General features: G+C 44.5%; 30 protein-coding genes. 15 read left to right on the forward strand and 15 right to left on the reverse strand.

Annotation, left to right across the window (positions count from 1 at the left end):
- Positions 1 to 106: 106 nt before the first annotated feature.
- Both J699_RS01545 and orn read right to left on the reverse strand, forming a co-directional pair.
- Positions 107 to 841: a Bax inhibitor-1/YccA family membrane protein gene (locus J699_RS01545; protein ID WP_032871349.1), complete on the reverse strand. Its 735-nt coding sequence runs from the start codon at positions 839 to 841 to the stop codon at positions 107 to 109.
- Positions 842 to 966: 125 nt separating this feature from the next.
- Positions 967 to 1,527, reverse strand: coding sequence for an oligoribonuclease (gene orn, locus J699_RS01540; RefSeq protein WP_032876378.1), 561 nt, complete (start codon positions 1,525 to 1,527; stop codon positions 967 to 969).
- 124 nt (positions 1,528 to 1,651) lie between these two features.
- On the opposite strand from orn, the gene rsgA reads away from it, so the two are divergent.
- The 4 genes from rsgA (at position 1,652) to secB (ending at position 3,981) form a co-directional block, all read left to right on the forward strand.
- Positions 1,652 to 2,710, forward strand: a complete 1,059-nt coding sequence (gene rsgA / locus J699_RS01535) for a ribosome small subunit-dependent GTPase A (protein WP_032871347.1) — start codon at positions 1,652 to 1,654, stop codon at positions 2,708 to 2,710.
- Between the two features lie 95 nt (positions 2,711 to 2,805).
- Positions 2,806 to 3,222: a rhodanese-like domain-containing protein gene (locus J699_RS01530; protein ID WP_004655885.1), complete on the forward strand. Its 417-nt coding sequence runs from the start codon at positions 2,806 to 2,808 to the stop codon at positions 3,220 to 3,222.
- Between the two features lie 11 nt (positions 3,223 to 3,233).
- Positions 3,234 to 3,494 carry a glutaredoxin 3 gene (gene grxC / locus J699_RS01525; protein ID WP_005228588.1) on the forward strand — a complete coding sequence of 87 codons (261 nt, stop codon included), beginning with the start codon at positions 3,234 to 3,236 and terminating at the stop codon, positions 3,492 to 3,494.
- Between the two features lie 28 nt (positions 3,495 to 3,522).
- Positions 3,523 to 3,981, forward strand: a complete 459-nt coding sequence (gene secB, locus J699_RS01520; protein ID WP_004655889.1) for a protein-export chaperone SecB — start codon at positions 3,523 to 3,525, stop codon at positions 3,979 to 3,981.
- A 112-nt stretch (positions 3,982 to 4,093) separates the two neighbouring features.
- On the opposite strand, the gene J699_RS01515 is transcribed toward secB, so the two are convergent.
- The 6 genes from J699_RS01515 to coaBC all read right to left on the reverse strand — a co-directional run bounded on the left by J699_RS01515 (position 4,094) and on the right by coaBC (position 8,465).
- On the reverse strand, positions 4,094 to 4,702 hold the full coding sequence (locus J699_RS01515) for an alpha-ketoglutarate-dependent dioxygenase AlkB family protein (RefSeq protein WP_032871344.1): 609 nt from the start codon (positions 4,700 to 4,702) through the stop codon (positions 4,094 to 4,096).
- A complete protein-coding gene (locus tag J699_RS01510; protein WP_005228584.1) occupies positions 4,689 to 4,934 on the reverse strand; it encodes an Ada metal-binding domain-containing protein in 246 nt (81 codons plus the stop codon). The genes J699_RS01515 and J699_RS01510 overlap by 14 nt, the downstream gene beginning before the upstream one ends.
- 4 nt (positions 4,935 to 4,938) lie before the next feature.
- Positions 4,939 to 5,676, reverse strand: coding sequence for a 2OG-Fe(II) oxygenase (locus J699_RS01505; protein ID WP_032871342.1), 738 nt, complete (start codon positions 5,674 to 5,676; stop codon positions 4,939 to 4,941).
- Positions 5,663 to 6,508, reverse strand: a complete 846-nt coding sequence (locus J699_RS01500; RefSeq protein ID WP_032871340.1) for a methylated-DNA--[protein]-cysteine S-methyltransferase — start codon at positions 6,506 to 6,508, stop codon at positions 5,663 to 5,665. The genes J699_RS01505 and J699_RS01500 overlap by 14 nt, the downstream gene beginning before the upstream one ends.
- Positions 6,509 to 6,675: 167 nt before the next feature.
- Positions 6,676 to 7,053, reverse strand: coding sequence for a cytochrome b562 (locus tag J699_RS01495; protein WP_032871338.1), 378 nt, complete (start codon positions 7,051 to 7,053; stop codon positions 6,676 to 6,678).
- 155 nt (positions 7,054 to 7,208) lie between these two features.
- Entirely contained in the window at positions 7,209 to 8,465 is a 1,257-nt protein-coding gene (gene coaBC / locus J699_RS01490) for a bifunctional phosphopantothenoylcysteine decarboxylase/phosphopantothenate--cysteine ligase CoaBC (RefSeq protein WP_032871335.1), read from the reverse strand.
- Positions 8,466 to 8,662: 197 nt separating this feature from the next.
- Between coaBC and radC the strand changes: the two genes are divergently transcribed.
- Positions 8,663 to 9,385: a RadC family protein gene (gene radC, locus J699_RS01485; RefSeq protein WP_005283232.1), complete on the forward strand. Its 723-nt coding sequence runs from the start codon at positions 8,663 to 8,665 to the stop codon at positions 9,383 to 9,385.
- A 44-nt stretch (positions 9,386 to 9,429) separates the two neighbouring features.
- The gene (locus tag J699_RS01480; protein WP_005228572.1) at positions 9,430 to 10,341 is read left to right on the forward strand and encodes a bestrophin family protein; all 912 of its coding nucleotides are present in this window, start codon (positions 9,430 to 9,432) and stop codon (positions 10,339 to 10,341) included.
- A 51-nt stretch (positions 10,342 to 10,392) separates the two neighbouring features.
- Here J699_RS01480 and J699_RS01475 read toward each other — a convergent pair whose 3' ends face one another.
- Positions 10,393 to 11,439: an aldo/keto reductase gene (locus J699_RS01475; protein ID WP_032871332.1), complete on the reverse strand. Its 1,047-nt coding sequence runs from the start codon at positions 11,437 to 11,439 to the stop codon at positions 10,393 to 10,395.
- A 103-nt stretch (positions 11,440 to 11,542) separates the two neighbouring features.
- Here J699_RS01475 and J699_RS01470 point away from each other — a divergent pair, with 103 nt between their 5' ends.
- Positions 11,543 to 12,454, forward strand: coding sequence for a LysR family transcriptional regulator (locus tag J699_RS01470; protein ID WP_032871330.1), 912 nt, complete (start codon positions 11,543 to 11,545; stop codon positions 12,452 to 12,454).
- A 107-nt stretch (positions 12,455 to 12,561) separates the two neighbouring features.
- Here J699_RS01470 and J699_RS01465 read toward each other — a convergent pair whose 3' ends face one another.
- Positions 12,562 to 13,413, reverse strand: coding sequence for a PHP domain-containing protein (locus tag J699_RS01465; RefSeq protein ID WP_032871327.1), 852 nt, complete (start codon positions 13,411 to 13,413; stop codon positions 12,562 to 12,564).
- A gap of 45 nt (positions 13,414 to 13,458) precedes the next feature.
- Between J699_RS01465 and J699_RS01460 the strand changes: the two genes are divergently transcribed.
- From J699_RS01460 to mnmC, 4 genes are read left to right on the forward strand one after another with little or no spacing between them, the layout of a single operon-like run.
- Complete coding sequence (locus J699_RS01460; protein WP_005228564.1) at positions 13,459 to 14,070, forward strand: septation protein IspZ; 612 nt, start codon at positions 13,459 to 13,461, stop codon at positions 14,068 to 14,070.
- A 24-nt stretch (positions 14,071 to 14,094) separates the two neighbouring features.
- Positions 14,095 to 14,397, forward strand: a complete 303-nt coding sequence (locus J699_RS01455; RefSeq protein WP_032871325.1) for a YciI family protein — start codon at positions 14,095 to 14,097, stop codon at positions 14,395 to 14,397.
- Between the two features lie 3 nt (positions 14,398 to 14,400).
- Positions 14,401 to 14,850, forward strand: a complete 450-nt coding sequence (locus J699_RS01450) for a hypothetical protein (RefSeq protein ID WP_032871322.1) — start codon at positions 14,401 to 14,403, stop codon at positions 14,848 to 14,850.
- A gap of 17 nt (positions 14,851 to 14,867) precedes the next feature.
- Positions 14,868 to 16,778 carry an FAD-dependent 5-carboxymethylaminomethyl-2-thiouridine(34) oxidoreductase MnmC gene (gene mnmC, locus J699_RS01445; RefSeq protein WP_032871320.1) on the forward strand — a complete coding sequence of 637 codons (1,911 nt, stop codon included), beginning with the start codon at positions 14,868 to 14,870 and terminating at the stop codon, positions 16,776 to 16,778.
- A 77-nt stretch (positions 16,779 to 16,855) separates the two neighbouring features.
- Here mnmC and J699_RS01440 read toward each other — a convergent pair whose 3' ends face one another.
- Positions 16,856 to 17,170, reverse strand: coding sequence for a rhodanese-like domain-containing protein (locus J699_RS01440; RefSeq protein ID WP_004774429.1), 315 nt, complete (start codon positions 17,168 to 17,170; stop codon positions 16,856 to 16,858).
- Between the two features lie 90 nt (positions 17,171 to 17,260).
- Here J699_RS01440 and J699_RS01435 point away from each other — a divergent pair, with 90 nt between their 5' ends.
- The 3 genes from J699_RS01435 (at position 17,261) to J699_RS01425 (ending at position 18,835) form a co-directional block, all read left to right on the forward strand.
- Positions 17,261 to 17,749: a YajQ family cyclic di-GMP-binding protein gene (locus J699_RS01435; RefSeq protein WP_004774427.1), complete on the forward strand. Its 489-nt coding sequence runs from the start codon at positions 17,261 to 17,263 to the stop codon at positions 17,747 to 17,749.
- Positions 17,750 to 17,763: 14 nt separating this feature from the next.
- Complete coding sequence (locus J699_RS01430; protein WP_009506088.1) at positions 17,764 to 18,258, forward strand: DUF4442 domain-containing protein; 495 nt, start codon at positions 17,764 to 17,766, stop codon at positions 18,256 to 18,258.
- Between the two features lie 67 nt (positions 18,259 to 18,325).
- Positions 18,326 to 18,835, forward strand: a complete 510-nt coding sequence (locus J699_RS01425) for an ester cyclase (RefSeq protein WP_032871317.1) — start codon at positions 18,326 to 18,328, stop codon at positions 18,833 to 18,835.
- Between the two features lie 55 nt (positions 18,836 to 18,890).
- Here J699_RS01425 and J699_RS01420 read toward each other — a convergent pair whose 3' ends face one another.
- From J699_RS01420 to J699_RS01405, 4 genes are all read right to left on the reverse strand, one after another.
- Positions 18,891 to 19,370, reverse strand: coding sequence for a GAF domain-containing protein (locus J699_RS01420; protein WP_032871315.1), 480 nt, complete (start codon positions 19,368 to 19,370; stop codon positions 18,891 to 18,893).
- Positions 19,371 to 19,447: 77 nt separating this feature from the next.
- Positions 19,448 to 19,870, reverse strand: a complete 423-nt coding sequence (locus tag J699_RS01415; protein ID WP_004774422.1) for an acyl-CoA thioesterase — start codon at positions 19,868 to 19,870, stop codon at positions 19,448 to 19,450.
- A 1-nt stretch (position 19,871) separates the two neighbouring features.
- Entirely contained in the window at positions 19,872 to 20,309 is a 438-nt protein-coding gene (gene trxC, locus J699_RS01410) for a thioredoxin TrxC (protein ID WP_005283202.1), read from the reverse strand.
- The gene (locus J699_RS01405; RefSeq protein WP_032871313.1) at positions 20,310 to 21,206 is read right to left on the reverse strand and encodes an alpha/beta hydrolase; all 897 of its coding nucleotides are present in this window, start codon (positions 21,204 to 21,206) and stop codon (positions 20,310 to 20,312) included.
- 126 nt (positions 21,207 to 21,332) lie between these two features.
- On the opposite strand from J699_RS01405, the gene J699_RS01400 reads away from it, so the two are divergent.
- Positions 21,333 to 21,668, forward strand: coding sequence for a TIGR01244 family sulfur transferase (locus tag J699_RS01400; protein ID WP_005228544.1), 336 nt, complete (start codon positions 21,333 to 21,335; stop codon positions 21,666 to 21,668).
- Positions 21,669 to 21,853 lie beyond the last annotated feature (185 nt).

Raw genomic sequence — 21,853 nt, forward strand, 5'->3', positions numbered from 1 at the left:
CAAGATTCCAGCGCTTGCGGAATTGCATAATCCATCTTTTTTACAATCTTGCATAAAAAAATCGCCTTCATGTGAAGACGATTTGTATTTTCACTTCAATCAGAACTTAATCATCACCGCGAAGCAGACTCAATAAACGCAGGAATGAGTAATACATCCACACCAGTGTCGCCAATAAGGCAATGGCACAGATCCATTCAAATGCTTTGGGTGCACGTTGTGCAGCAGCTGTTTCAATCAGGTCAAAGTCCAGAATCAGGTTTAAAGAGGCAATCACCGCAACAAAAGCTGCAAAACCGATTCCCAACCAGTTACTTTCAAAGATATAAGGAATGCTCGAACCAAAGGCCAAACGCAAAATGATTTGCACCACAAATACCAAGGCAATCGCAATCGATGCCGAAATCACAACCGCCTTAAACTTTTCAGTGGCACGAATGATCTGAAATTTATATAAGGCAAACAGCACCAAAGTGGTGACGAATGTTGCCAATAAGGCCTGTAACGGAACACCTGGATATTTCAACTGGAAAATAAACGATACACCACCTAGAAAAGCCCCTTCAAACAAGGCATAAGGAATCGCTAAAGCCGGTGCGGTATTACTTTTAAATGTGGTCACCAGTGCCAGAATGAAACCACCAATTGCACCAATAATCGTTGCAGCGTAGGCAACCGACAAATTCGCGGTCATCGCACAGTAGAAAAATAAGCCCATCCCTAAAACAGCAGCAATCACTGTTAACAGGACCGATTTTTGAATCGCACCCTGAATGGTCATTGGCGCAGCTAGATCTTGATAGGTTTCTACCCGCGTTAAAATGGGGTTAGTACTTTGCATGTACGCTCTCTTTTTTATAGTTTGCTATTAAAACCCGAGTTTAAGCGATTTTTTGATCAAGCCCAAATATTTTTAGCGCATAAAAAAGGAGCCTAAGCTCCTTGTATGTATCACGCAATCATCGATTACTTATCGTGATTCATGATAAAAAAGTATTCACGGTAGTATTTTAATTCTGCGATCGAGTCACGGATGTCATCCATTGCCAAATGCGACGCATTTTTCTTTAAACCGCTCATAATTTCTGGTCTCCAGCGTTTCGCCAGTTCTTTTACCGAAGATACGTCCAGATTACGATAATGGAAGAATTGTTCCAGTTCAGGCATCAAACGATGCAGAAAACGACGGTCTTGGCAAATGGAGTTACCGCACATCGGTGAAGATTTCGGATTGACCCATTTTTTCAAAAATTCGAGGGTTTGCTGTTCCGCATCCTGCGCAGTCAGTTTACTACGGCGCACACGTTCAATCAGGCCTGACTGACCATGTTGCTTGGTATTCCACTCATCCATTGCATTTAGAATCAGATCAGATTGATGTACCGCTAAAACAGGCCCTTCAGCCAAGATATTTAAATGATCATCTGTAATAATTGTTGCAATTTCAATGATCTTGTCATTATCGGTATCAAGACCGGTCATTTCCAGATCGATCCAAATTAATCGTGTATCAGGGGTGCTGCTCATGGATGGCAATTCTAAAGTGCTTAAAAACATCAATAGTAGCAAATTAATTACATCTTGGCTGTAATTCTATAGCGGCTTCATGCTATTTTTGCGGTCTTCAAAGTGTGGATTTTTTGGGATATGAATGGCTTTAATTCGTAAGCGTCGTTTAACCGAACAACAGCAGCGTCGTATTGAGAAACAGCATAAATCGCGTCAGGACGACATTGACACGTCACAAGATTTAGATGGACTGGTTGTTCAGCATTATGGTCGTCAACTCGAAGTACAAGCCTTGTCTGTGCCTGAACAGTATCCTGAAAAACCACAAGTGGCCGAGGGTGAGCCGGAACCGTTCTGGAAACCGATTGAACTAGACAGCATCTGGCGTTGTCACACCCGTACCAACCTAGAACTTTTGGTCACAGGTGACCGGGTGAAATGGCAAGCCGATCCAATTACAGGTTTGGGCATTATCACCGCGATTTATCCAAGACAATCTTTACTGACCCGCCCTGACCGTTATCACAAGGTCAAACCGGTTGCTGCCAATATCAGCCTGATCGTGATTGTATTCGCACCATTACCTGAACCCGCACCGACCTTGATCGACCGCTATCTGGTGGCCTGTGCCGATGCCAATATTCCAGCGCTGCTGGTGCTGAATAAATCCGATTTGCTGACTGAACATGATCCGATTCTCACCTTGCTCAGTGAATATGAGGCTCTAGGCTATGAAACCCTAATTTGCCAATCACGTGGCGACCTGTCGGCATTATCTGCACGTTTGGACAATGAAACTGTTGCGTTCGTTGGACAGTCTGGCGTCGGTAAAAGCTCATTGATCAATACCATCGTTCCAGATGCCGCACAGAAAACCAATGTGATTTCAGAAAACTCGGCACTCGGTCAGCACACCACCACTTCGACCCGTTTGATCAAATTTGGAACAAACGGCGCACTCATTGATTCTCCGGGAATCCGTGAGTTTGGACTATGGCACCTCAGTCCGGAAAAGGTGCGTACTGGTTTTCCCGAGATTGAAACGCATCTGGGACTTTGCCAGTTCCGGAATTGCACCCATACCCATGAGAAAAATTGCGCACTGAAACAAGCGGTTGAGGCGGGTGAAATTTTGCCAAGACGCCTGGACAGTTATCTGCGTTTAATGGACGAAATTCAGGAAGCTCAGCAAAAAAGTTAATTTTGTTGGGCTTTTCCCCTTGAACTAACATTTTTGATCACCATAGAGATAAGTTATACTCAGGATCAATTTTGTATTTTAATTTTAGGTGACTTGTGGAACGCTGGTTAGAGTTTATGGGGAATCACCCCTTCTTGTTTGGTACGCTCGGCGTGTTAATCGTGTTGTTCTTTATTTTAGAAGGACAACGCAATGGTCGTAAAATTTCACCACAATCACTCGGTATCTTGGTCAAGGCAAAAAATGCCATCTTGATCGACTTACGTGATGGAAAAGATTTCCGTGATGGTCACATCAGCGGTAGCCGTAACATTCCATATAGCCAGATCACCAGTCATGTTGATGAATTAAAAGCAAGTGATCGTCCATTGGTCTTCATTTGTAACTTAGGGCAAGTTGCCGGTTCAGCACTACAAAAAGTAGGTCACGCTGACAGCTACCGTCTAGACGGCGGGATTAGCAACTGGAAAGCGCAAGGCTTACCTTTAGTTAAAAGCAAAACCAAAGCTTAAGGAGAGATAACATGACAACACCAAACGTCACCATCTATTCAACCCTTTCTTGCCCGTACTGTGTCCGTGCAAAACAATTACTTGAGCGTAAAGGTGTTGCTTTTAAAGAAATTAATCTTTCCAATGAAGCACCAGAAGTTCGTATGGAATTGATGCAACGTACCAATCACCGTACAGTGCCACAAATTTTTATTAAAGATCAGTTTATCGGTGGTTTTGATCAACTTTATGCTTTAGAGCGTGAAGGTAAACTCGACCAATTATTAGCTTAACAACACATCCGAGATTTAAGGAAAAACAATGAGCGAAGAACAAGTTCAACCACAACTCGCGTTAGAACGTATTTATACCAAAGACATTTCTTTTGAAGTTCCTGGTGCACAAGTATTTACCAAGCAATGGCAACCAGAACTCAACATCAATTTATCTTCTGCTGCAGAAAAAATTGATCCAACACACTATGAAGTGTCTTTAAAAGTTGTGGTTCAAGCGAACAACGAAAATGAAACTGCGTTCATCGTTGATGTAACTCAATCAGGTATCTTCCTGGTCGATGGTGTTGAAGAAGACCGTCTTCCATACATCTTGGGTGCGTACTGCCCGAATATCCTGTTCCCGTTCTTACGCGAAGCGGTCAATGATTTGGTGACAAAGGGTAGCTTCCCGCAATTGCTGCTTACACCAATCAACTTTGATGCTGAATTTGAAGCAAACATGCAACGCCTCCAAGCGGATGCAGACGCGCAAGGTCAAGCATAAGTCATTCTCTCCATATTCCTCTTCATAAAAGAAGAGGAACGCCTCCCTTTTAAAAGGGAGGTTGGGAGGGATTAGCTGCAAAAGGACTGAATTTTCAGTCCTTTTTTTATGCTTAAGCCACAATGGTTCTAAAGGTCAGATTAATCCGTGCGGTACTGACTTTTTTGGTCGGTGGCAAGCGGTGCAACCAATAACTCTGGGTGGTATCTTTCATCACCAATAAACTGCCATGCTCTAAATAGAGCTCGACTTTTTCTTTGCTCTGTTTATGTTTAAAAGCAAATTTCCGCTCTGCGCCAAAGCTCAAAGACGCAATTGCCCCATCTTTTTTGAGATCCGTTTCCGCATCACTATGCCATGCCATCCCTTCTTCACCACAATGATAAAGATTCAGCAAACAGGAATTAAAGGTCTCACCGGTTAACTCTTCGACCAGTTGTTTTAGTTCAACTAATTCCTGTGTCCACGGCAAGGCGTATTTATTCATATTGGAATAGGTATATTCAAAGCGCCGATCTCCATACCACGCCACTTTGCGTTTAGTCGTCAATAATTTTCCAAAGATTAGTGCCTGATCATTTTCCCATGCAATGGTCTGCATTAGTTGATCAAAATAATAATCTGCCGCCGCGGTCTGCAGCACTTTGCCATAGTACTGTACCGTGCCATCATAGGGTAAATGATTCAGTTCAGGATCAGCTTCAATATCAAATAGTTGCATCTTTCCACTTCTTATAGGCTTGCCGCATACAATGTCCACAAGGACGATAGCCTTGTGCTATCGCTTCATCTTCATTTAAGAAAAATACCCGATTGTTTTTCAGCATGCGCTTCCCCGAGGCACAGGTCAACCGGCCATAAATTTTAAGCTGTGCATTGCCTGCAAATACAATCTGTTGCTGTTTCAGTTTCTGATGTAACTCGGTCTGTGTTAATTCAAGATGTCGCCACATCAGATTAACTCACCGCATCATGGAAAATAATCCCGAGGCTATAACGATGACCGTGCAGCACCGGACTGACCCCGTGCTTGATATTGACCCGGTAATAACCCTGACTGCCTTTTTCTGGCTTAAATTGCGTGGTGAAAATTAACAGATCGCCTTGCTGTGGCTGCATTACCATGGCCTTGGATTGAGCTCTAGGTGTTTGTTGAGTGAAGACCAGTTCTCCTCCTGTAAAATCCCGATTCGGCTGACTCAATACAATCACCAGTTGTAAAGGAAAATACACCTCACCATATAAATCCTGATGAAGTGTATTGAAGCCGCCCTGCTCATATTTCAAAATCAGTGGCGTTGCCAGCGTTTGCCCCTGTTGATGACACCGCTGTAAAAACTCAGCATGTGAAGCCGGGAATGTTTGCGCTATCTTCAGTACCTTAAACCATGCATTGGCGATCGGCACCAGATGGGAATAGACCTCATGGCGTAGCTGTTCAATCAGATTGGGCAACGGATAAGTAAAATATTTATATTCACCTCGACCAAAACGATAACGCTGCATGTCCACCGTTTTACGATACAACTCCGCTTGCGGATACAACTGTTGCAGCAGTTCGCACTGTTCGGTTGATAACACCTGCTCAATCAAGGCAAAGCCCTGATGGTGCATTTGCTCTGTGATCCGCTCCCAATCCGCAGCCTGAATCTTATCAATCACCGTCTGGATCTGCTGTTGTTCAGATTGCGGCATGGCTTTGCACACCTTCCCAGCCAATCATCGCTGTTTTCCGCACGCTACCCCACTCATAGCCGCCAAACAGGCCACTCGACTGAATCACCCGATGACAGGGAATCAGAAATGCCACAGGATTACTGCCTATCGCGGTGCCTACTGCCCGTGCTGCTTTGGGGTGATCAATGACTCGGGCAAGTTCAGCATAAGTGGCAAGCTGTCCCATGGGAATTTTGAGCAGGCTTTGCCACACCTTGAGCTGAAACTCGGTGCCCTTCAAATGCAATTTAATCTCAGCCAACTGCTGCTGGTCTTTTTGAAACAAGGCCAAAGCACTTTGCTGAAAGGCGTCAACCTGTTCAATAAAAGCAGCCTGAGGAAATTGCATCTTTAACTGGGCGAAAGCATTCACCCGATCATCGACAAAACTGAGTGCACAAATACCTTTATGGGTAGATGCAATCAGGACTTCACCAAACAAGGTCTCTGCGAATTGATAGTGGATGGTCAGACTCTGGCCACCATGTTTATATTCAGCCGGTGTCATGCCTTCAATCTGGATAAACAGATCATGCAAGCGACTGGTACTGGACAGGCCTGTGGCAAAGGTGGCATCAAAAATACTGCCCTGTTCCTGTTTCAAAATCCGTTTGGCATGTTCAAGACTAATATACTGTAAAAACTTTTTAGGACTGGTGCCGACCCAATCGGTAAATAAACGCTGAAAATGGGCAGGACTTAAGTGAATATGTGCAGCGACTTCATCCAGTTGTGGTTGTTGCTGAAAGTTCTGCTGGATGTACTGAATCGCTTGGGCAATACGCTCATAATTACGTTGTTGTGAGGACATATCATCACCTCTCATCATTCTTGTTTTCACTGTAGCAACTTTGCCACCCAGTGAAAATCTGAATCATGCTCAGTCTCAACCCGGTCGTTTTACGGTCTCAAATTCCAATAAAAAAGCTGCACTTGTTTAAGCACAGCCCTATCAGATTATCACCCATCACTGATCGATCAGTGGGTGTAATACTTATGCCCCTGATCACGTAATTCCGCAATCTTTTTACCCTGTTTTTTGGCTTCATCCAGTTTACCAGCTTGTACCAGTAATTTGGCCTTATCAATTTCCCCGACAATCTGGTCAAATAACGCTGTTGAAGTAGGAACTTTCGCCTGTGTATTTGCAGCCAGATTATATTGTTTCGAATGTACCGCAGCAGTACGCATATTATTTAACGCGGCTGTGGCAGCCTGTGCATTGTCGGCTTGATTAAACGCTTTGTAATTCTTGCCCAGCGTTTTCATGTCATCTTCTAAACCCGCAGCCATTGCCGTATGGCTGAATGCAAAAGCGGACAACATCACAACGGTGGCTAAAGTTTTTTTAATCATCAGGATATCCTATCAAAAACTGTGGCTATGCTTTATTTGTCATATGCAAAAACTTTGTCGCTGACATCCAGGGTACAAAGCACATTGCTGATTTAGCATACATAAAAAATGCAACGAAATCGTTGCATTTTAATAAAAAAGATTGCTTCCCACGTTTATAAACGACGGCGTAAAGCATCAGCAATAGATTCAACCAGTTGCTGTGAAATCTCCTGTTTCGATGCTTTTTCCAGCTCACGCTTTTTCATATGATAAGACTGGGCAAAGAACACGGTCATGGCATTTTGATCTGAAGCAAAACCGATGTCAGGACGTGATACATCATTACAGGCAATCATATCCAGTTTTTTCGCTACCAGTTTACCTGCCGCATATTCTTCTACGTTTTGCGTTTCAGCGGCAAAGCCGACCATAAATGGACGCTCTTCCTGCTGGGCAATGGTCGCCACAATATCCGGGTTTTTCACTAATGCGACTGCAAGTTCATCACCTGCTTTTTTAATCTTATGTTCTGCAACCTGTGCCACACGATAGTCCGCTACAGCCGCCGTTGCAATGAAGATGTCACACCCTTCTTTCAGCTGGTTCATACTGACATCCAGCATCTGCATGGCTGAACTGACATTAATGCGTTGTACACCATTCGGCGTATCCAAACTAACAGGTCCTGCGACCAACGTCACTTTTGCCCCTGCGGCATAGCAGGCAGCTGCCAGTGCAAAGCCCATTTTACCGGTGCTATGGTTTGAAATATAACGTACCGGATCAATCGCTTCACGGGTCGGTCCTGCAGTAATCGTGACGCGCTTTCCAGCCAACAGGCCAAATTTTTCAGCGAGCGCACGTTGTGCCTTATGGAAATAGGCCGCGACCTGGCGAGCCAAATCTTCAGGCTCAGGCATACGACCTAGGCCGACATCACCACAGGCCTGTTCACCTGCATCTGGCATGATCACATGCACGCCATCTTCCACCAGCGTTTGCAAATTGCGTTGTGTCGCTTTCGCCGCCCACATCTGCTGGTTCATGGCAGGTGCCACCCAGACTGGTGCTTTGGTTGCCAAATAGAGCGTACTGAGCAAGTCATCCGCCAAACCATTGGCAAATTTTGCGATACTGTCACAGCTGGCAGGTGCAACCAGAACCAGATCTGCCCAACGAGCCAATTCAATATGTCCCATACCGGCTTCGGCTTCAGGATCAAGCAGTTCGGTATGCACCGGATTTCCAGACAGCGCCTGAAAAGTAAGAGGGGTAATAAATGCTCGCGCGCCATGTGTCATGACCACACGGACATCAAAACCGAAATCTTTTAAACGGCGGACCAAGATGGCACTTTTATAGGCAGCAATACCACCTGTAACCGCTAATATAATGTTTTTATGGGGAATAACACTTAGATCGAAGCTCACAAACAGGATACCTTACTGTTGCAGTGGCGCTCACAATAGCATTAAATAAGTGGATACCCAAGTAGCACCCTCAACATTTCAGTGGAACTGGCGGTAGAGAATATTATTGGTCTGGCAAAAATCAAAAGGCAACGCCTGGCATTCCTTTTTGCCTAAAAAAATAATAATCACAATAAAATCAAAGGGAAAAATAAGCATTGAATCAATCAATAAAAACCTGGCCCGAGCAAGAACGTCCTAGAGAACGACTTTTATCTCAAGGTGCACAAAGCTTATCTGATGCCGAACTGTTGGCGATTTTTCTTCGTTCGGGCTCGAAACAGCACTCTGCGGTGGAGTTGGCGCGTATTTTGATTCAACACTTTGGCGGACTTAACTTGATATTTGATGCCAATCTTGAGGACTTATCACAATTTAATGGCATTGCTGCGACCAAGTACGCCCAGCTCATGGCAGTCAAAGAGCTGGGGCGACGTTATCTGAATAATCATTTCCATCAGCAACGACTTTGTCTAGATACCTCTACGCTGGTGCTCGACTATTTACGTTATGAACTCTTGGGAGAAAAGCAGGAGGTCTTTGCGGTACTCTGCCTTGATGCAGAGCTGAGAAAATTGCATTTCAAAAAACTGTTTTTTGGCTCGCATCATTCCTGCACTGTTTCACTCAACCAGACCTTACGCTATGCCTTACAACAGCAAGCCTGCCAGATCGTGGTGGCCCATAATCACCCCTATGGAATTGCCCAACCTTCACCCGAAGATATTTATCTGACCCAGCAGTTAAAACAGGCCTGTAAACTGCTGGAAATCCACCTGATCGATCACTTTATTATTTCGCCTGAAGGACATTTTTCCTTTTCTGAACAACAACTACTCAACCCTGCTCCAATCAGGCAATCTGGTCTTGACAAAGCCTGAATCTAGCATGAACATCAACACATAAAATTAATGATTCATATAACATGATTGTCCGTGACCAGCCGAGTATTTTTAAAGTTTTATTCTCATGGCGTGGGACGATTCTACCCAAAATTTTACCTTCGCTCGGCTTCGTGATGCTGATCTCTGCCATTATTGGTGGCGTTGAATATGTGGGCCTTTACCGTTTCCCTGAAATTCCATTGGTTGGCTTTACCCTGATCGGGGTGGTCCTGTCGATTTTTCTGGGCTTCAAGAATACCGCCTGTTATGATCGTTGGTGGGAAGCCCGTAAACTGTGGGGGGTTCTGATTGCCACAGCCCGTCATTTTGATCGGGACTGTCGTGTTCTAACCCAAGCCCGCCGGGAACGTATCATTCAAAATGTGATTGTCTTTGCCAATGTTTTACGTGACCGTTTGCGCCATCAAACCGCAAATCCGACTGAATTGACGGAAACCAGCGGCTTGAGCCAACAGGCGCTGACCCAGCTTTACCAACAGCACAATGCTCCGCAGTACACGCTGAGCCTGATCCAGTGGGAACTGTTACAGGCCATGAAAGAGGGTGAAATCTCGGATATTATCTATACCCAGATGAACCGTCATGTGGCGGCTTTAAGCGAAATGCAAACCGGTTGTGACCGTATTGCCAACACGCCAATTCCCTTCGCCTATTCGGTGTTGCTGAATCGAACTGTGTATTTCTTCTGCTTTATGTTGCCTTTCAGCTTAGGTTCCTTATTAGGTTTGGCCACCCCGTTACTGGTGGGGATTTTAGCTTATACCTTTCTTGGTCTGGATGCCTTAAGTACTGAAATTGAAGAACCTTTTGGCACACAAAGTAACGACCTACCGCTTGATGCCATGGTTCGCTCGATTGAGATCGAATTACTCGGCACTTTGGGCCGCCCGACGCCACCGCCAATTCAGGCCCAAGATCACAACTTGCTTTAATTTCAATGCCCTCCAATGAGGGCATTTTTATTCGGATGATGAATAAATCGCCTAAACAAACTGTGAGGGTACCAGAGACTTGAAGCGTTCGGTGAACTGTCCATTCCAGTACGGATAATAAGGATAAGGTGGATAAATCGCACTGGCCTGATCTAACTGCACCCGATGCTCAGTCGATAACTGAAGATCTTTTGCTTTGAGATTTTCTTGCAGTTGCGTCTGATTACGCGCACCAATCAAGACACTGGAAACGGTTGGACGCTGTAACAGCCAGTTCAAGGCAATTTGGGGAATGGAATAACCCGTTTCGATTGCAATCTGTTTAAGTGCATCAATGACCTGATAAAGATGTGCCTCGTTCACAGGCGGGGCAAACTGTGCCGTCTCATGCAAACGGCTCTGGGCCGGAATCGGATTTTCCCGATCAAATTTACCGGTTAAGCGTCCCCAGCCCAAAGGGCTCCACACCACTGCACCGATCTGTTGGTCGTCATTCAAAGGCATCAGCTCCCACTCATAATCACGGCCAATTAAGGAATAATAGACCTGATTGACCACAAACTTTTCATAACCATATTGTTCTGCAATGGCCTGAGCTTTCATGAGTTGCCAGCCAGCAAAATTGGACACGCCGATATAACGGACTTTACCACTGCGTACCAGTTGATCCAGCGTTTTCATCAATTGATGTAATGCGGTAAAACTATCAAACTGATGTAATTGCAATACATCAATATAATCGGTTCCGAGTCGGGTCAGCGATTGCTCTACGGCGGAAAGTAAATAGTCCCGACTAAATCCTGCAGCATTCAAATGCGCCGAGCTACGAATACCCACCTTAGTCGAAATAATTGCCTGCTGTCTTTGCGAAGCCAGAGCCTTGCCCAGCATTCGCTCAGACTCGCCATCCGAATAGACATCGGCGGTATCAAAATAATTGATCCCGGCATCCAGAGCCGCCTGAATCATTTGATTGGCCTCGGTTTGGCTGGCTTGCCCCCAGGCAGAAAAGATTTGTCCCTGCCCGCCTAAAGTACCCGCGCCAAATCCTAATTCCGAGACTTTTAACCCTGAGTTTCCTAAAAAATGATATTTCATGATGCTTTTCTTAAACCTGTAGTTGCTTAAGAGCTAAAATAGCGCTAGGGGTTTATTAAAAAAACCACGATAATCAGGAAATACTTTTCTGGTTTTATTGATAATGAATACAGAAGATTTCCAGTTTTTTATTCGGGTTGCAGACTTGGGCTCGATCAGCAAAGCCGCGCAAGATGCCAATATTTCCGTGTCTGTCGCCAGCCAGAAATTGCAGCGCCTGGAACAACAGCTACAATTGCGTTTATTTCACCGTACCACCCGCACACTCAGCTTGACAGAAGAAGGCCGTACCTTGCTGACCCACGGGCGTAGCTGGCTGGCTGATTTTGTCAATTTACATGAGTCATTAAAAGTCAAAGATCATATCCTTTCCGGGACATTGCGCATGACCGCTTCCGCAATCTTTGGGACCAAGATCTTAATGCCTATGATTGCCAAATTCGCGCTGTTACATCCTGAACTAAACATTCATCTGGACCTGAATGATCAAAACATTGATTTAATTCAACAGGGCATGGATCTGGCGATTCGGATCGGACAGTTACAAAGCTCCAGTCTGATCGCCAGACAATTAAGCCCAAATCCACGGTTACTGTGTGCTGCACCCGCTTACCTGCAACACTATGGGATTCCAGAAAGCTTATCTGATCTCAAAGCTCATCGCTGTATTTTGCAACAGCATGCCAATGGCTTAACCGACCAGTGGCATTTTCTGAATAAAGCCGGTGAAACTGAACAGATCCGTGTCGAAGGTTACTTTAGTAGCAATTCGGGTGAAGCCATTCGACAGGCCGCCTTACAGGGCTTAGGCATTTCCAATCATTCGCTCTGGCATGTTGCGAAAGATTTAAACACCGGCACACTGGTCCAGGTGCTCCCCGATTATCCCGTGCAGGCCACTGCAATCTATGCCGTGTTTCCGCATCGGGACTTGGTACCGCCGAAAGTGCAATGCTTTTTAGATTATTTAAGCGATTACTTCCAGCAACACGCTGATTGGCAGATTAAAACCTAAGTTGATTTAGAGCCCTGCAAAACCATGAAACATCCATTGAATGCTCCATAAAACAATCAAGAATAAAACAACGATGAAGCAAAGTTGTAATTTTTTCATTGTTCCACTTATCGAAAACGTTCCCAAATTCCGCTCTGTCCTTGATTGACTCGCGGCGTTTGTCCCAGTTTAATCCACGGCATATTGTCGCCATGAAAATCACTGCCAATTGAAACCGCCAGATTAAATTGCTGAATCATCCGGTCGACCATCTGTCGGGTTGAAGCGGGCTCGATACTCGGCGGTAGCTCAACCGCATCACCACCAGATACAGCAAAGAGTTCAATCAGGTAACGGACATTGGTTGCCGACAAATCATAACGGGTTGGGTGAGCCAGAACAGCCAACCCGCCACTGGCATGAATAATCTCGATGGTTTCCTTCAGCCCCACCCCTTCAAATTTGACAAAGGCTTTCTTGCCTTCTTTCAGGAAACGGTCAAAAGCCTGCTGCGGACGACTGACTATATTTTTTTCGACTAAGGCTTTGGCAATATGGGTGCGAGTCACCCGATCTGCCTCCCCATCCACTTGGGCAATCACATCAGGATAAATATCAAAATCGATACATTTTTCTAAGAGCTGACAAATCACTTTGGCCCGTTCCGCACGGATTTTTTTCTGATTTTCCAGCATGGCCCTGATGGGTGCTTCATCTTGCATATTTAAAGCCACGATATGCACACCGTAACTCTTTTTGGTATTGGGTCTCGACCACTGACTGGAAACTTCTACGCCAGAAATAATTTGAATATCATGATCTTGTGCATAATTTTGCGCCCGTTCCAGCCCATCCATGGTGTCATGGTCAGTCACGGCCAGTATCTGTATTTTTAAGTCAACAGCAGCCTGTACCAGTTGCTCAGGAGAGAAGGTACCATCGGAAATGAGCGTATGGGTATGTAAATCGACACCGAACATGGTTTGTATTATGCTATCTGACCTATTTCATCATCGTACTGTAACATGAAAGCGTTGCTCGACTATCTTCCGATTATTATCTTCTTTTATTTTTATAAAACCACCGATCCTAAAGATAGTCATCATCCCTTGTTGCAGTTGGTGGGCAGCGCAGGAAATACCGACCAGAACCATATTCTGGTGGCGACCTGTGCCCTGCTGATCTCGACGCTTGTGGTCTATGGCTGCCTGTTCTTTTTCCAGAAATTCAAGCTGGAAAAAATGCAGTGGTTTATCGTGCTCATGTCGGTCATTTTTGGAGGCATCACGCTGATTTTTAGCGATGTGACCTACATCAAAATGAAGGCGATTATTATCAATATCGGGATTGGTCTGGGCTTTTTAGTGACGCCTTTATTTAATAAAGAACGCATGCCAATTATCCAGAAACTGTTAGGTTCAATGTTAGAGCTGAGCCCTAGAGGCTGGATCAAATTGAACTGGGCCTGGTGCGGTCAATTCTTTTTGCTTGCTGCTTTGCATTTCTTCTTTGGTTTTGTCTATATGCAAGGAAAATATTGGGGCGAATTCACAGCTTTTGGCGATATTATCGTTTCTCTGAGTTACCTTGCTGCTATACTGTTTTTCTTACGAAAACATTTCAAAACCACTGAATAGATTTTAAATCATCGAGCTATTGCCATGCCATATTTTGTGCTGACCTGTACTGATCGCGAAGGTACTCTGGAAAAACGTTTAGCCACCCGTCCACAACATATTGAACGTCTACAAAAGTTAGATGATGAAGGTCGTTTAATTGCTGCTGGTGCGCACCCTAAAGATCCCAATGATGCACAGGCAGGCTTTTTTGGCAGTACCATGATTGTTGAATTTGATAGCCGCGAAGCACTGGATGCCTGGATTCAGGAAGAGCCATTTTTAAAAGAAGGGATCTACTCAGATATTGAGGTTAGACCGTTCAACAAAGCTTTTCCAAAAGGGTAAATCATGCACATTGCAGTCAAAAGCTTGTTCGCTTTCAGTTTACTCAGTTCTAGTGCATGGGCGGTAGAACCTGCTACACCGACTGCTGCTCCAACAGCAGTCGCTCCAACGACACCAGCTAAAATCACCACCGCCACGCCTGCCACCCCAACTAAACCGCTGACAGCAGAACAGATTGTTAAAGCCAAACAACAGCAAGATGCTAAAGTCAAAGCCATGATTCAGGATCAGGCCAGCCGTTTGAAGCAACTTGAGCATGCCAATCTTGAAGCACTGGCACAGAATCAGGAACTACAGTTAAAAAATGACAATTTAACGGTTCAGGTTCAGGTGTTACAAAGCGAACGTAGCGCACAAATGTTTTTATACGGCGCCATGACCATTGCGGTCGGTGTGATTCTCGGTTTCTTTATTGCCAGTTATGTTTACACTAAACGCCGTCGTCAGTGGTAAAACCAACATCTTTATTTATGTCTCTCTCATCAAAACTACAAACCGCTGATCTGGACTGGGAATGGGTCGATGGTATCGAGATTCCCATTTCCAAGCAATTTGGCGATGTCTACTTTTCCAAAGCTAACGGTTTACTTGAAACACGCCATGTGTTTTTAAACGGTAATGATTTAACCGAACGTCTTTCGCAACTGAGTGATTATCAATACTTCTGTGTGGGAGAAACCGGTTTTGGCACAGGGCTGAATATTTTGACCCTGTGGCAGCTCTGGCAACAGGTGCGTCCAGATAACCATAGCCATCTGCATGCTATCAGTGTAGAGAAGTTTCCCCTCAGCAAAGCAGACCTGGTTCGCGCACTGAATGTCTGGCCTGAGCTAAAGCCACTGGCCGAACAGCTGATTCAGCAATATCCCCTGCCGATTGCAGGCTGTCATCGTCTCAGTTTTCCGGAACAACGTTTCAGCATTGATTTATGGCTGGGTGATGCACAGGATATCTTCCCTGTCATCCCCAAAACACAAGCGGTCAATGCCTGGTTTCTGGATGGCTTCGCGCCTTCCTGTAACCCGGATATGTGGCAAGAAAATGTGCTGAATCACATCGTGCGTTTGTCCGAGTTCGGAACCACCTTCGCATCCTTTAGCGTGGCTGGAGTACTGAAACGCGGGCTGAAACAGCATGGCATCCAGATTAGCCGTCCACGGGGTTTTGGTCATAAACGGGAAATGCTCAAAGCGATCTGGCTGGATACTGTAGCATCTGAAACAGGCTCAATAAATTCGGAACAGCACCCTGCCACCGAAACCGAAGCAAATACAAGCCGATTAAACACCGGACCACGCCAGATTGCGATTATTGGCGCTGGAATCGCAGGTTTAAGCTCAGCCTGGGCATTTGCTCAACGTGGTCATCAAGTCACCGTATACGAGCAAAATGAGCCGCTTGCAGGTGCTTCTGGCAATCCACTGGCGCTGCTCAATCCTAAACTATGCCCGATTGATCAGGCACCTGAACACCTGATGACCTTAAGCTGGCAGCATGCGCTCAACTTTTATGCGCGTTTTAAGGCTTTTAGGCCAATTCAGGTCCAGCAATTGGCATTGAAGAATGCGGATGAATTACTGGCTTTGGCAGAACAATATCCTGAAGGTGTTTTATCAGCACCATCAGAGCAGCACCAATTCCCGAAGACAGACTTGCCGAATTTGACACTACATCATGCAGGTGCAGTTTCTCCACACCAGTTACGCGATGAAATCTTACAGCATCCGAATATCAGCATAAAAACAGCCAGAATTTCCCGCTTAAACTCAGTCGGATCACAAACTGAACTTTGGCAGGAGCAACAACGGATCGCCACGGCAGATCATGTTATCGTCTGTTGCGCCAAACAAAGTGCTGAACTATTTGAAAACTACCCGATTTTAAAACCCATTCGGGGACAAGTCAGCTGGGTTGAGAATAGCCAGCAGCCTTTAGCACTGGATCAGGCCTATAGTTATGGCGGCTATTGCATGCAACTGGATGCCTCACACTTGATTCTGGGAGCTTCGTTTTATCCCAATCGGGATGATGCCGAAGTCTTGGCTGAAGACCATGTGCATAACTACGAACTTATCCACAATGTGTTCCCTGAATATGCACAACAGTTGCCACCTATAGAGCACTGGCAAGGTCGGGCCGCTGTCCGTGCCCAAAGTCTGGATTACTTTCCTCTGGTCGGCAAAGTCCACAACCATGTGCAAAACTATAGCTTTGCAGGTTTAGGGTCGAAAGGATTCTTGTTTGCGCCACTATGTAGTGAGATTCTGGCGGCATTGATCTTGGGTGAACTGTGTCCGGTTCCACAACCGTTACTGGATAAATTGAATCCGCAACGCTTCCAGAAGAAAGTGAAAGCTAAAAAACCATATTATTCAGGTTAAGTATTTGGACGTTTGAATCTTTATTATGTTTGAATTTGCCAAAATACCCGAGTATTTTGGCAAATTTTTTGAGTGTTTTAAGCGCCTTGTTCCAAAGCTAAGCCTGCATCACGCGCTGCGCGTGTGCCACCCATCAATACAACATACTCACGAGAACTATCAATACCGTCTAAAAGCTCTGCTGCGCGCGGTGCTTTACTACCGCCACCACACAGAATGTAAATCGGTTGATCCGCTGCCACTTGAGTCAAACTATCCGCAGTTAATTCAGCAATTGGACGATTCACCGCCCCTTTGACATGAGCCTCTGTATACGCTTTGGTATCTCGGACATCCCAAATGACTGCGCCTTCTGGGAACTCAAATGTTGTAATTTCTTGTTTACGGATCATTGTGCACTCCTTTGATGTAAACAACACTTGGCAAATGAAGAAAACCCCCTTAGCATCTCAAATATTCTTTCCCTTTGTAAAGGTCTAACTATGCCTTCTTTTGATATTGTTTCTGAATTAGAGTTATTTGAAGTCAATCATGCGGTGCAAAACACGCAAAAAGAAATTGCTACACGTTTTGACTTCCGTGGGCAGGATGTTTCAATTGAGCTAAACGAAAAAAATAAAGAAATCAAAATCTCAACTGAAAGTGATTTCCAGTGTGAACAAGTCTATACCATGCTGGAAAACCATTTCTATAAACGTAAAGTTGACGTACAGGCACTTGACCCGCAAAAGGCGACCGCTTCAGGTAAAAATGTGGTGCAAGTGATCAAGCTTAAAGATGGACTTGACTCAGATACCGCAAAAAAAATTAATAAAGCCATTAAAGAAAGTGGCATCAAGGCGCAATCTTCTATTCAAGGAGACAAAATCCGTGTCACGGATAAAAAGCGCGATACTTTGCAACAAGTGATGAACTTTTTACGTGAACAACAATTTGGTCTGCCACTGCAATTTAATAACTTCAAAGATTAAGTAATAGGTTCATCATGGCAAAAGATAACCGTCTTTATAAGCTGGTTAAAACCACCTCTAAATTTCCAAAAGGCATTCGTAGCACGCTCTGGAGCAAAGCGTTTGGTCGTGTTGTTCCTATGGTCGGCACAGCCAATATCCGCTATTTGGAGGTGGATAAAGACCACGTGACTGTTCGTATTGAAAACCAGCGCAATATGCAGAACCATATTAAAGGGGTTCATGCTGCCGCAATGGCATTACTTGCAGAAACTGCGACGGGCTTTTTAACGGGTTTACATGTTCCGGATGATCGGATCGTCTTGATCAAATCATTGCATGTGGATTATTTAAAAGTCGCGCAAGGTGGTTTAACTGCGACAGCGAGCTTATCGGCAGATCAGCAAAAGTTTATTGCCGAGAATGAAAAAGGCGAGTTATTGATTCCTGTGACCGTGATTGATGATTCTGGTAACGAACCGATCCAGTGCCAGATGCTTTGGGCCTGGTTACCAAAACGTAAAAAATAATAACGGGTCTAGACTACTCCAAGTTCATCATTAGTATCAGGATACAAGCATCTCAGTTTGTGTTCTGATGCTAAAAATGAAAAAAACATTGCTTCTTCCCCATGTATTTGTCCTGCTCAATCTAGCATTTTACCCAGGTCAAGTCTTTGCTGCGGATGCCTCTTCTCGCGTTTCTGTGCCCGCAAAGCACACAAAATCTGTAGCTGAACAAAACAAGAAAATTGTCACCGATTTTTATGAAGGTGTTTTCCTGAAACATCAGGTCAAACAATACGCGGATCGTTATATTGGGAATCAGTATATTCAGCACAATCCGAATGTACCTGATGGTAAGGCGCCTTTTGTAAACTTCTTTACGCAAAAATTTAGTCATAATCCTCAGGCAAAGAATGTCATCAAGAAAGTGATTGCTGAAGGAGATTTAGTCGTCCTGCATGTGCATTCGACTGAAAATGACACTGACCGGGGCCGAGCCATTATAGATATATTCCGGGTTGAACATGGCAAAATTGTAGAGCACTGGGATGTGATACAGAACATTCCAGAAAACAGCAAAAATACCAATACCATGTTCTAAGCAGAGTACACATAAAAAAAGCCCAACATTATGTGGGCTTTTTTTTAGTTTGGGCTTAGATAAATTTTTCAATCATTGCCATCAATTGCTGGAGATGTTCAGCATCAACCTCATCGAACTGATTCAGTTCATCACTGTCAATATCCAGCACGCCGACACACTCACCATTTTTCATGATGGGTAACACAATTTCCGATTTAGAATCAGAACTACAGGCAATATGCCCGGGAAACTGATCCACATCAGGCACAATGATCACTTGCTGTTGTTGCCATGCTGAACCACATACACCACGCCCTTTGGCAATACGGGTACAGGCAATAGGCCCCTGAAATGGACCTAATACCAGCTCATTTTCTTTCACCAGATAAAAGCCAATCCAGAACCAGCCAAATTGCTGTCTGAGTGCCGCACAGATATTGGCCAGATTGGCAATCACATCAGCTTCATCTTCAACAATGGCCTGAATCTGTGGCAGGATACTTTGATATTGCTCAACCTTGTGGCCCAGTTGTAAAACCAGTTCTTCAGCCATCTGTATATTCTCGATTAAAAAATAGTGTTAAAACATCATCATCTGTTCTAGTAAGTGCAGATATCAAAATGGATCATTTAAGCTGACTGTGAAGCTAGAAAAGACTGTTTAATTTCATCTGTAATTAAACGTTTATTTCCATTTACATCCACCGCAACAAAGGTAAATACGCCTTCGGTAATCCGTACAGGTTCACGTGAATCATCGTGACTGTTCCACACTTCGATTTGAACCTGTACCGAGCTGCTACCGACTTTCAGAATCTTGGTATAACAGCTAATCACATTACCCACTTTTACAGGCACAAGGAAAGTCATCTGATTAATGGCAATCGTCGCACAACGGCCTTTACTAAAACGTTCAACATGAATCGCTCCAGCCAGATCCATCTGGGAAACAATCCAGCCTCCAAAAACATCACCACTCCAGTTGGTATCCGCTGGCATGGCAATATTTTGTAGAGATAAGATCCCTTCAGGATGCTTTGGGCGTTCGCTCATGTTAATTTCCTTGCTGTTGCTGTAATTGCTGGTCTAGCCACTGTTGCAGTTCAGGTGCACGTAATGCGCCACTGATTCTCGCCACTTCTGTGGTTTTGTTCATGAGAACCAGAGTTGGGATACTGCGGACATTAAATGCAGCGCTCAAACGCGGGTTTGCTTCCGTATCGATTTTGGCAAAAACAACGTAAGGATTTTGCTTGGCGACCTGAGCAAAATGTGGCGCCATCATTTTACATGGACCACACCATTCTGCCCATAGGTCAATCAGCACAGGTAAATCACTATTGCTAATGAAATTGCTAAAGTTCTGTTCATTCAGCTCAATCGGTTCTAAAGGTAGCAATGCTTGATGGCACTGACCACAATTGGGATGAACCGCCAGTTTTTCTTCAGGTACACGATTTTTTGCACCACATGATGCACAGACAATAATCATTTACATCACTCCGATATGTTGATGTAAAAATTCTAATTGGGTTGTGACTGCTTTTTCAAACCAAGAATCGTGATAAATATCGAAATGCTTCATTTCCCACTCATGATAGCTCACAAATGGCGCAATATTAGTGGCGGCTTCACGACTTGAGGCAATCGGAATCAGGCTGTCATATTTAGCCGCAATAAATAACACCGGAATATTAATCTTGCGTACAAACTGGATCGGCCGGTAACGCATCAGATTAAAAAACACCCGTGCAGGCACTTCGCCACTCCAGTAATAATCAGGATTTACAATCGAATGATAACCGTAATAACTGTCTGAGGTCGGTAAGAAACAGAGTTTATATTGATCGACTACGGGTAAGGTTTTAGGGACCAAGCCCATCTTGGAGCCCATATAGTCCTGACTGGAACGTTTCAATGCTTCTGGATAACGTTGCAATGGATATAGCTTGGCTGTCTCTGCCCCGTCAACATAAGGCACTTGTACCATCACTGCCTGAATATTTTTCAGATCCGTCGCCAAACTAAGAGCATAGCCACCACTGAGTGAAGTGCCCCACAAAATAATCCGTCGGCTATCAATCGACTTACAGTTAGAGGCATATTGAATCATGCTCTTCCAGTCATCAAGCTGGGCACTGAGCGATACCAGTTCACGCGGTTTACCGGTACTGCCGCCCCAATAACGATAGTCGAACAAAATCACGGCATAGCCGGCATGGGCAAAACGCTGTGCATACTGAACCAACTTAAATTGGCGCAATCCGGCAAATCCATGCGCCATCACAATCACAGCGGGTTTGATATTGGTTTTCGGAAGATAGAAGTCGGCAGCGATAGTTTCATCACCACTCGTAACATACAACGGCTCAACTGTATAAGTATGCATGCGCGCTCCATTGCGTATCTTATTCGTTATCATCGTTTATTTAATATAGACATTTAAACCCAAGATCGAGCTTAATGCTATGATAGATAGAGCATAAAATGTTTTGTTTGATTTTGGAGTGACAAGATGTCAGAAAATATAGGTTTTGCAGGTCAAATCGGCCCGGAGCATGTAGCTCAAGTTGTTGAAAAAGGTTTCAAATCGATTATTAATAACCGTCCTGATATGGAAGGTGGACCTGATCAGCCGACCAGTGCACAGATTGAAGAGTCTGCTCGCAGTGCAGGTCTGGATTATGTCTATCAGCCTGTCGTGGCGGGGCAGATTACTGAACTGGACGTGCGTACTTTTGCAAATCATTATAATGAACTGCCAAAACCGATTTTGATGTTCTGCCGCACAGGGAACCGTTCGAATAATTTATATCAGTTAGCCAAACAGATGGATCTGCTAGACGATTAAATTCATTACATTTCATTACCCGATCAAAATAGTTAAATCTTGCGATTTATATGAAGATGGTTCTTTTTCATAAGATGAAGAACCATGTCAAAACTTGCTGTTATCCTGTTATGCCTTTTCGCTGTTTCCGCTTGTAGCTCAATGCAAGTTCGTCCGACCGCCTCAGTGAGTGTAGGAACAGCATT

The sequence above is a fragment of the Acinetobacter sp. 1000160 genome, from assembly GCF_000588715.1.
Lineage (GTDB): Bacteria > Pseudomonadota > Gammaproteobacteria > Pseudomonadales > Moraxellaceae > Acinetobacter > Acinetobacter courvalinii.

Coding starts and splice junctions, on each gene's coding strand:
- J699_RS01545 (WP_032871349.1), bottom strand. CDS start 841: ATGCAAAGTACTAACCCCATTTTAACGCGGGTAGAAACCTATCAAGAT.
- orn (WP_032876378.1), bottom strand. CDS start 1,527: ATGAGCAGCACCCCTGATACACGATTAATTTGGATCGATCTGGAAATG.
- rsgA (WP_032871347.1), top strand. CDS start 1,652: ATGGCTTTAATTCGTAAGCGTCGTTTAACCGAACAACAGCAGCGTCGT.
- grxC (WP_005228588.1), top strand. CDS start 3,234: ATGACAACACCAAACGTCACCATCTATTCAACCCTTTCTTGCCCGTAC.
- secB (WP_004655889.1), top strand. CDS start 3,523: ATGAGCGAAGAACAAGTTCAACCACAACTCGCGTTAGAACGTATTTAT.
- J699_RS01515 (WP_032871344.1), bottom strand. CDS start 4,702: ATGCAACTATTTGATATTGAAGCTGATCCTGAACTGAATCATTTACCC.
- J699_RS01510 (WP_005228584.1), bottom strand. CDS start 4,934: ATGTGGCGACATCTTGAATTAACACAGACCGAGTTACATCAGAAACTG.
- J699_RS01505 (WP_032871342.1), bottom strand. CDS start 5,676: ATGCCGCAATCTGAACAACAGCAGATCCAGACGGTGATTGATAAGATT.
- J699_RS01500 (WP_032871340.1), bottom strand. CDS start 6,508: ATGTCCTCACAACAACGTAATTATGAGCGTATTGCCCAAGCGATTCAG.
- J699_RS01495 (WP_032871338.1), bottom strand. CDS start 7,053: ATGATTAAAAAAACTTTAGCCACCGTTGTGATGTTGTCCGCTTTTGCA.
- J699_RS01480 (WP_005228572.1), top strand. CDS start 9,430: ATGATTGTCCGTGACCAGCCGAGTATTTTTAAAGTTTTATTCTCATGG.
- J699_RS01475 (WP_032871332.1), bottom strand. CDS start 11,439: ATGAAATATCATTTTTTAGGAAACTCAGGGTTAAAAGTCTCGGAATTA.
- J699_RS01470 (WP_032871330.1), top strand. CDS start 11,543: ATGAATACAGAAGATTTCCAGTTTTTTATTCGGGTTGCAGACTTGGGC.
- J699_RS01465 (WP_032871327.1), bottom strand. CDS start 13,413: ATGTTCGGTGTCGATTTACATACCCATACGCTCATTTCCGATGGTACC.
- J699_RS01460 (WP_005228564.1), top strand. CDS start 13,459: ATGAAAGCGTTGCTCGACTATCTTCCGATTATTATCTTCTTTTATTTT.
- J699_RS01455 (WP_032871325.1), top strand. CDS start 14,095: ATGCCATATTTTGTGCTGACCTGTACTGATCGCGAAGGTACTCTGGAA.
- J699_RS01450 (WP_032871322.1), top strand. CDS start 14,401: ATGCACATTGCAGTCAAAAGCTTGTTCGCTTTCAGTTTACTCAGTTCT.
- mnmC (WP_032871320.1), top strand. CDS start 14,868: ATGTCTCTCTCATCAAAACTACAAACCGCTGATCTGGACTGGGAATGG.
- J699_RS01440 (WP_004774429.1), bottom strand. CDS start 17,170: ATGATCCGTAAACAAGAAATTACAACATTTGAGTTCCCAGAAGGCGCA.
- J699_RS01435 (WP_004774427.1), top strand. CDS start 17,261: ATGCCTTCTTTTGATATTGTTTCTGAATTAGAGTTATTTGAAGTCAAT.
- J699_RS01430 (WP_009506088.1), top strand. CDS start 17,764: ATGGCAAAAGATAACCGTCTTTATAAGCTGGTTAAAACCACCTCTAAA.
- J699_RS01425 (WP_032871317.1), top strand. CDS start 18,326: ATGCTAAAAATGAAAAAAACATTGCTTCTTCCCCATGTATTTGTCCTG.
- J699_RS01420 (WP_032871315.1), bottom strand. CDS start 19,370: ATGGCTGAAGAACTGGTTTTACAACTGGGCCACAAGGTTGAGCAATAT.
- J699_RS01415 (WP_004774422.1), bottom strand. CDS start 19,870: ATGAGCGAACGCCCAAAGCATCCTGAAGGGATCTTATCTCTACAAAAT.
- trxC (WP_005283202.1), bottom strand. CDS start 20,309: ATGATTATTGTCTGTGCATCATGTGGTGCAAAAAATCGTGTACCTGAA.
- J699_RS01405 (WP_032871313.1), bottom strand. CDS start 21,206: ATGCATACTTATACAGTTGAGCCGTTGTATGTTACGAGTGGTGATGAA.
- J699_RS01400 (WP_005228544.1), top strand. CDS start 21,333: ATGTCAGAAAATATAGGTTTTGCAGGTCAAATCGGCCCGGAGCATGTA.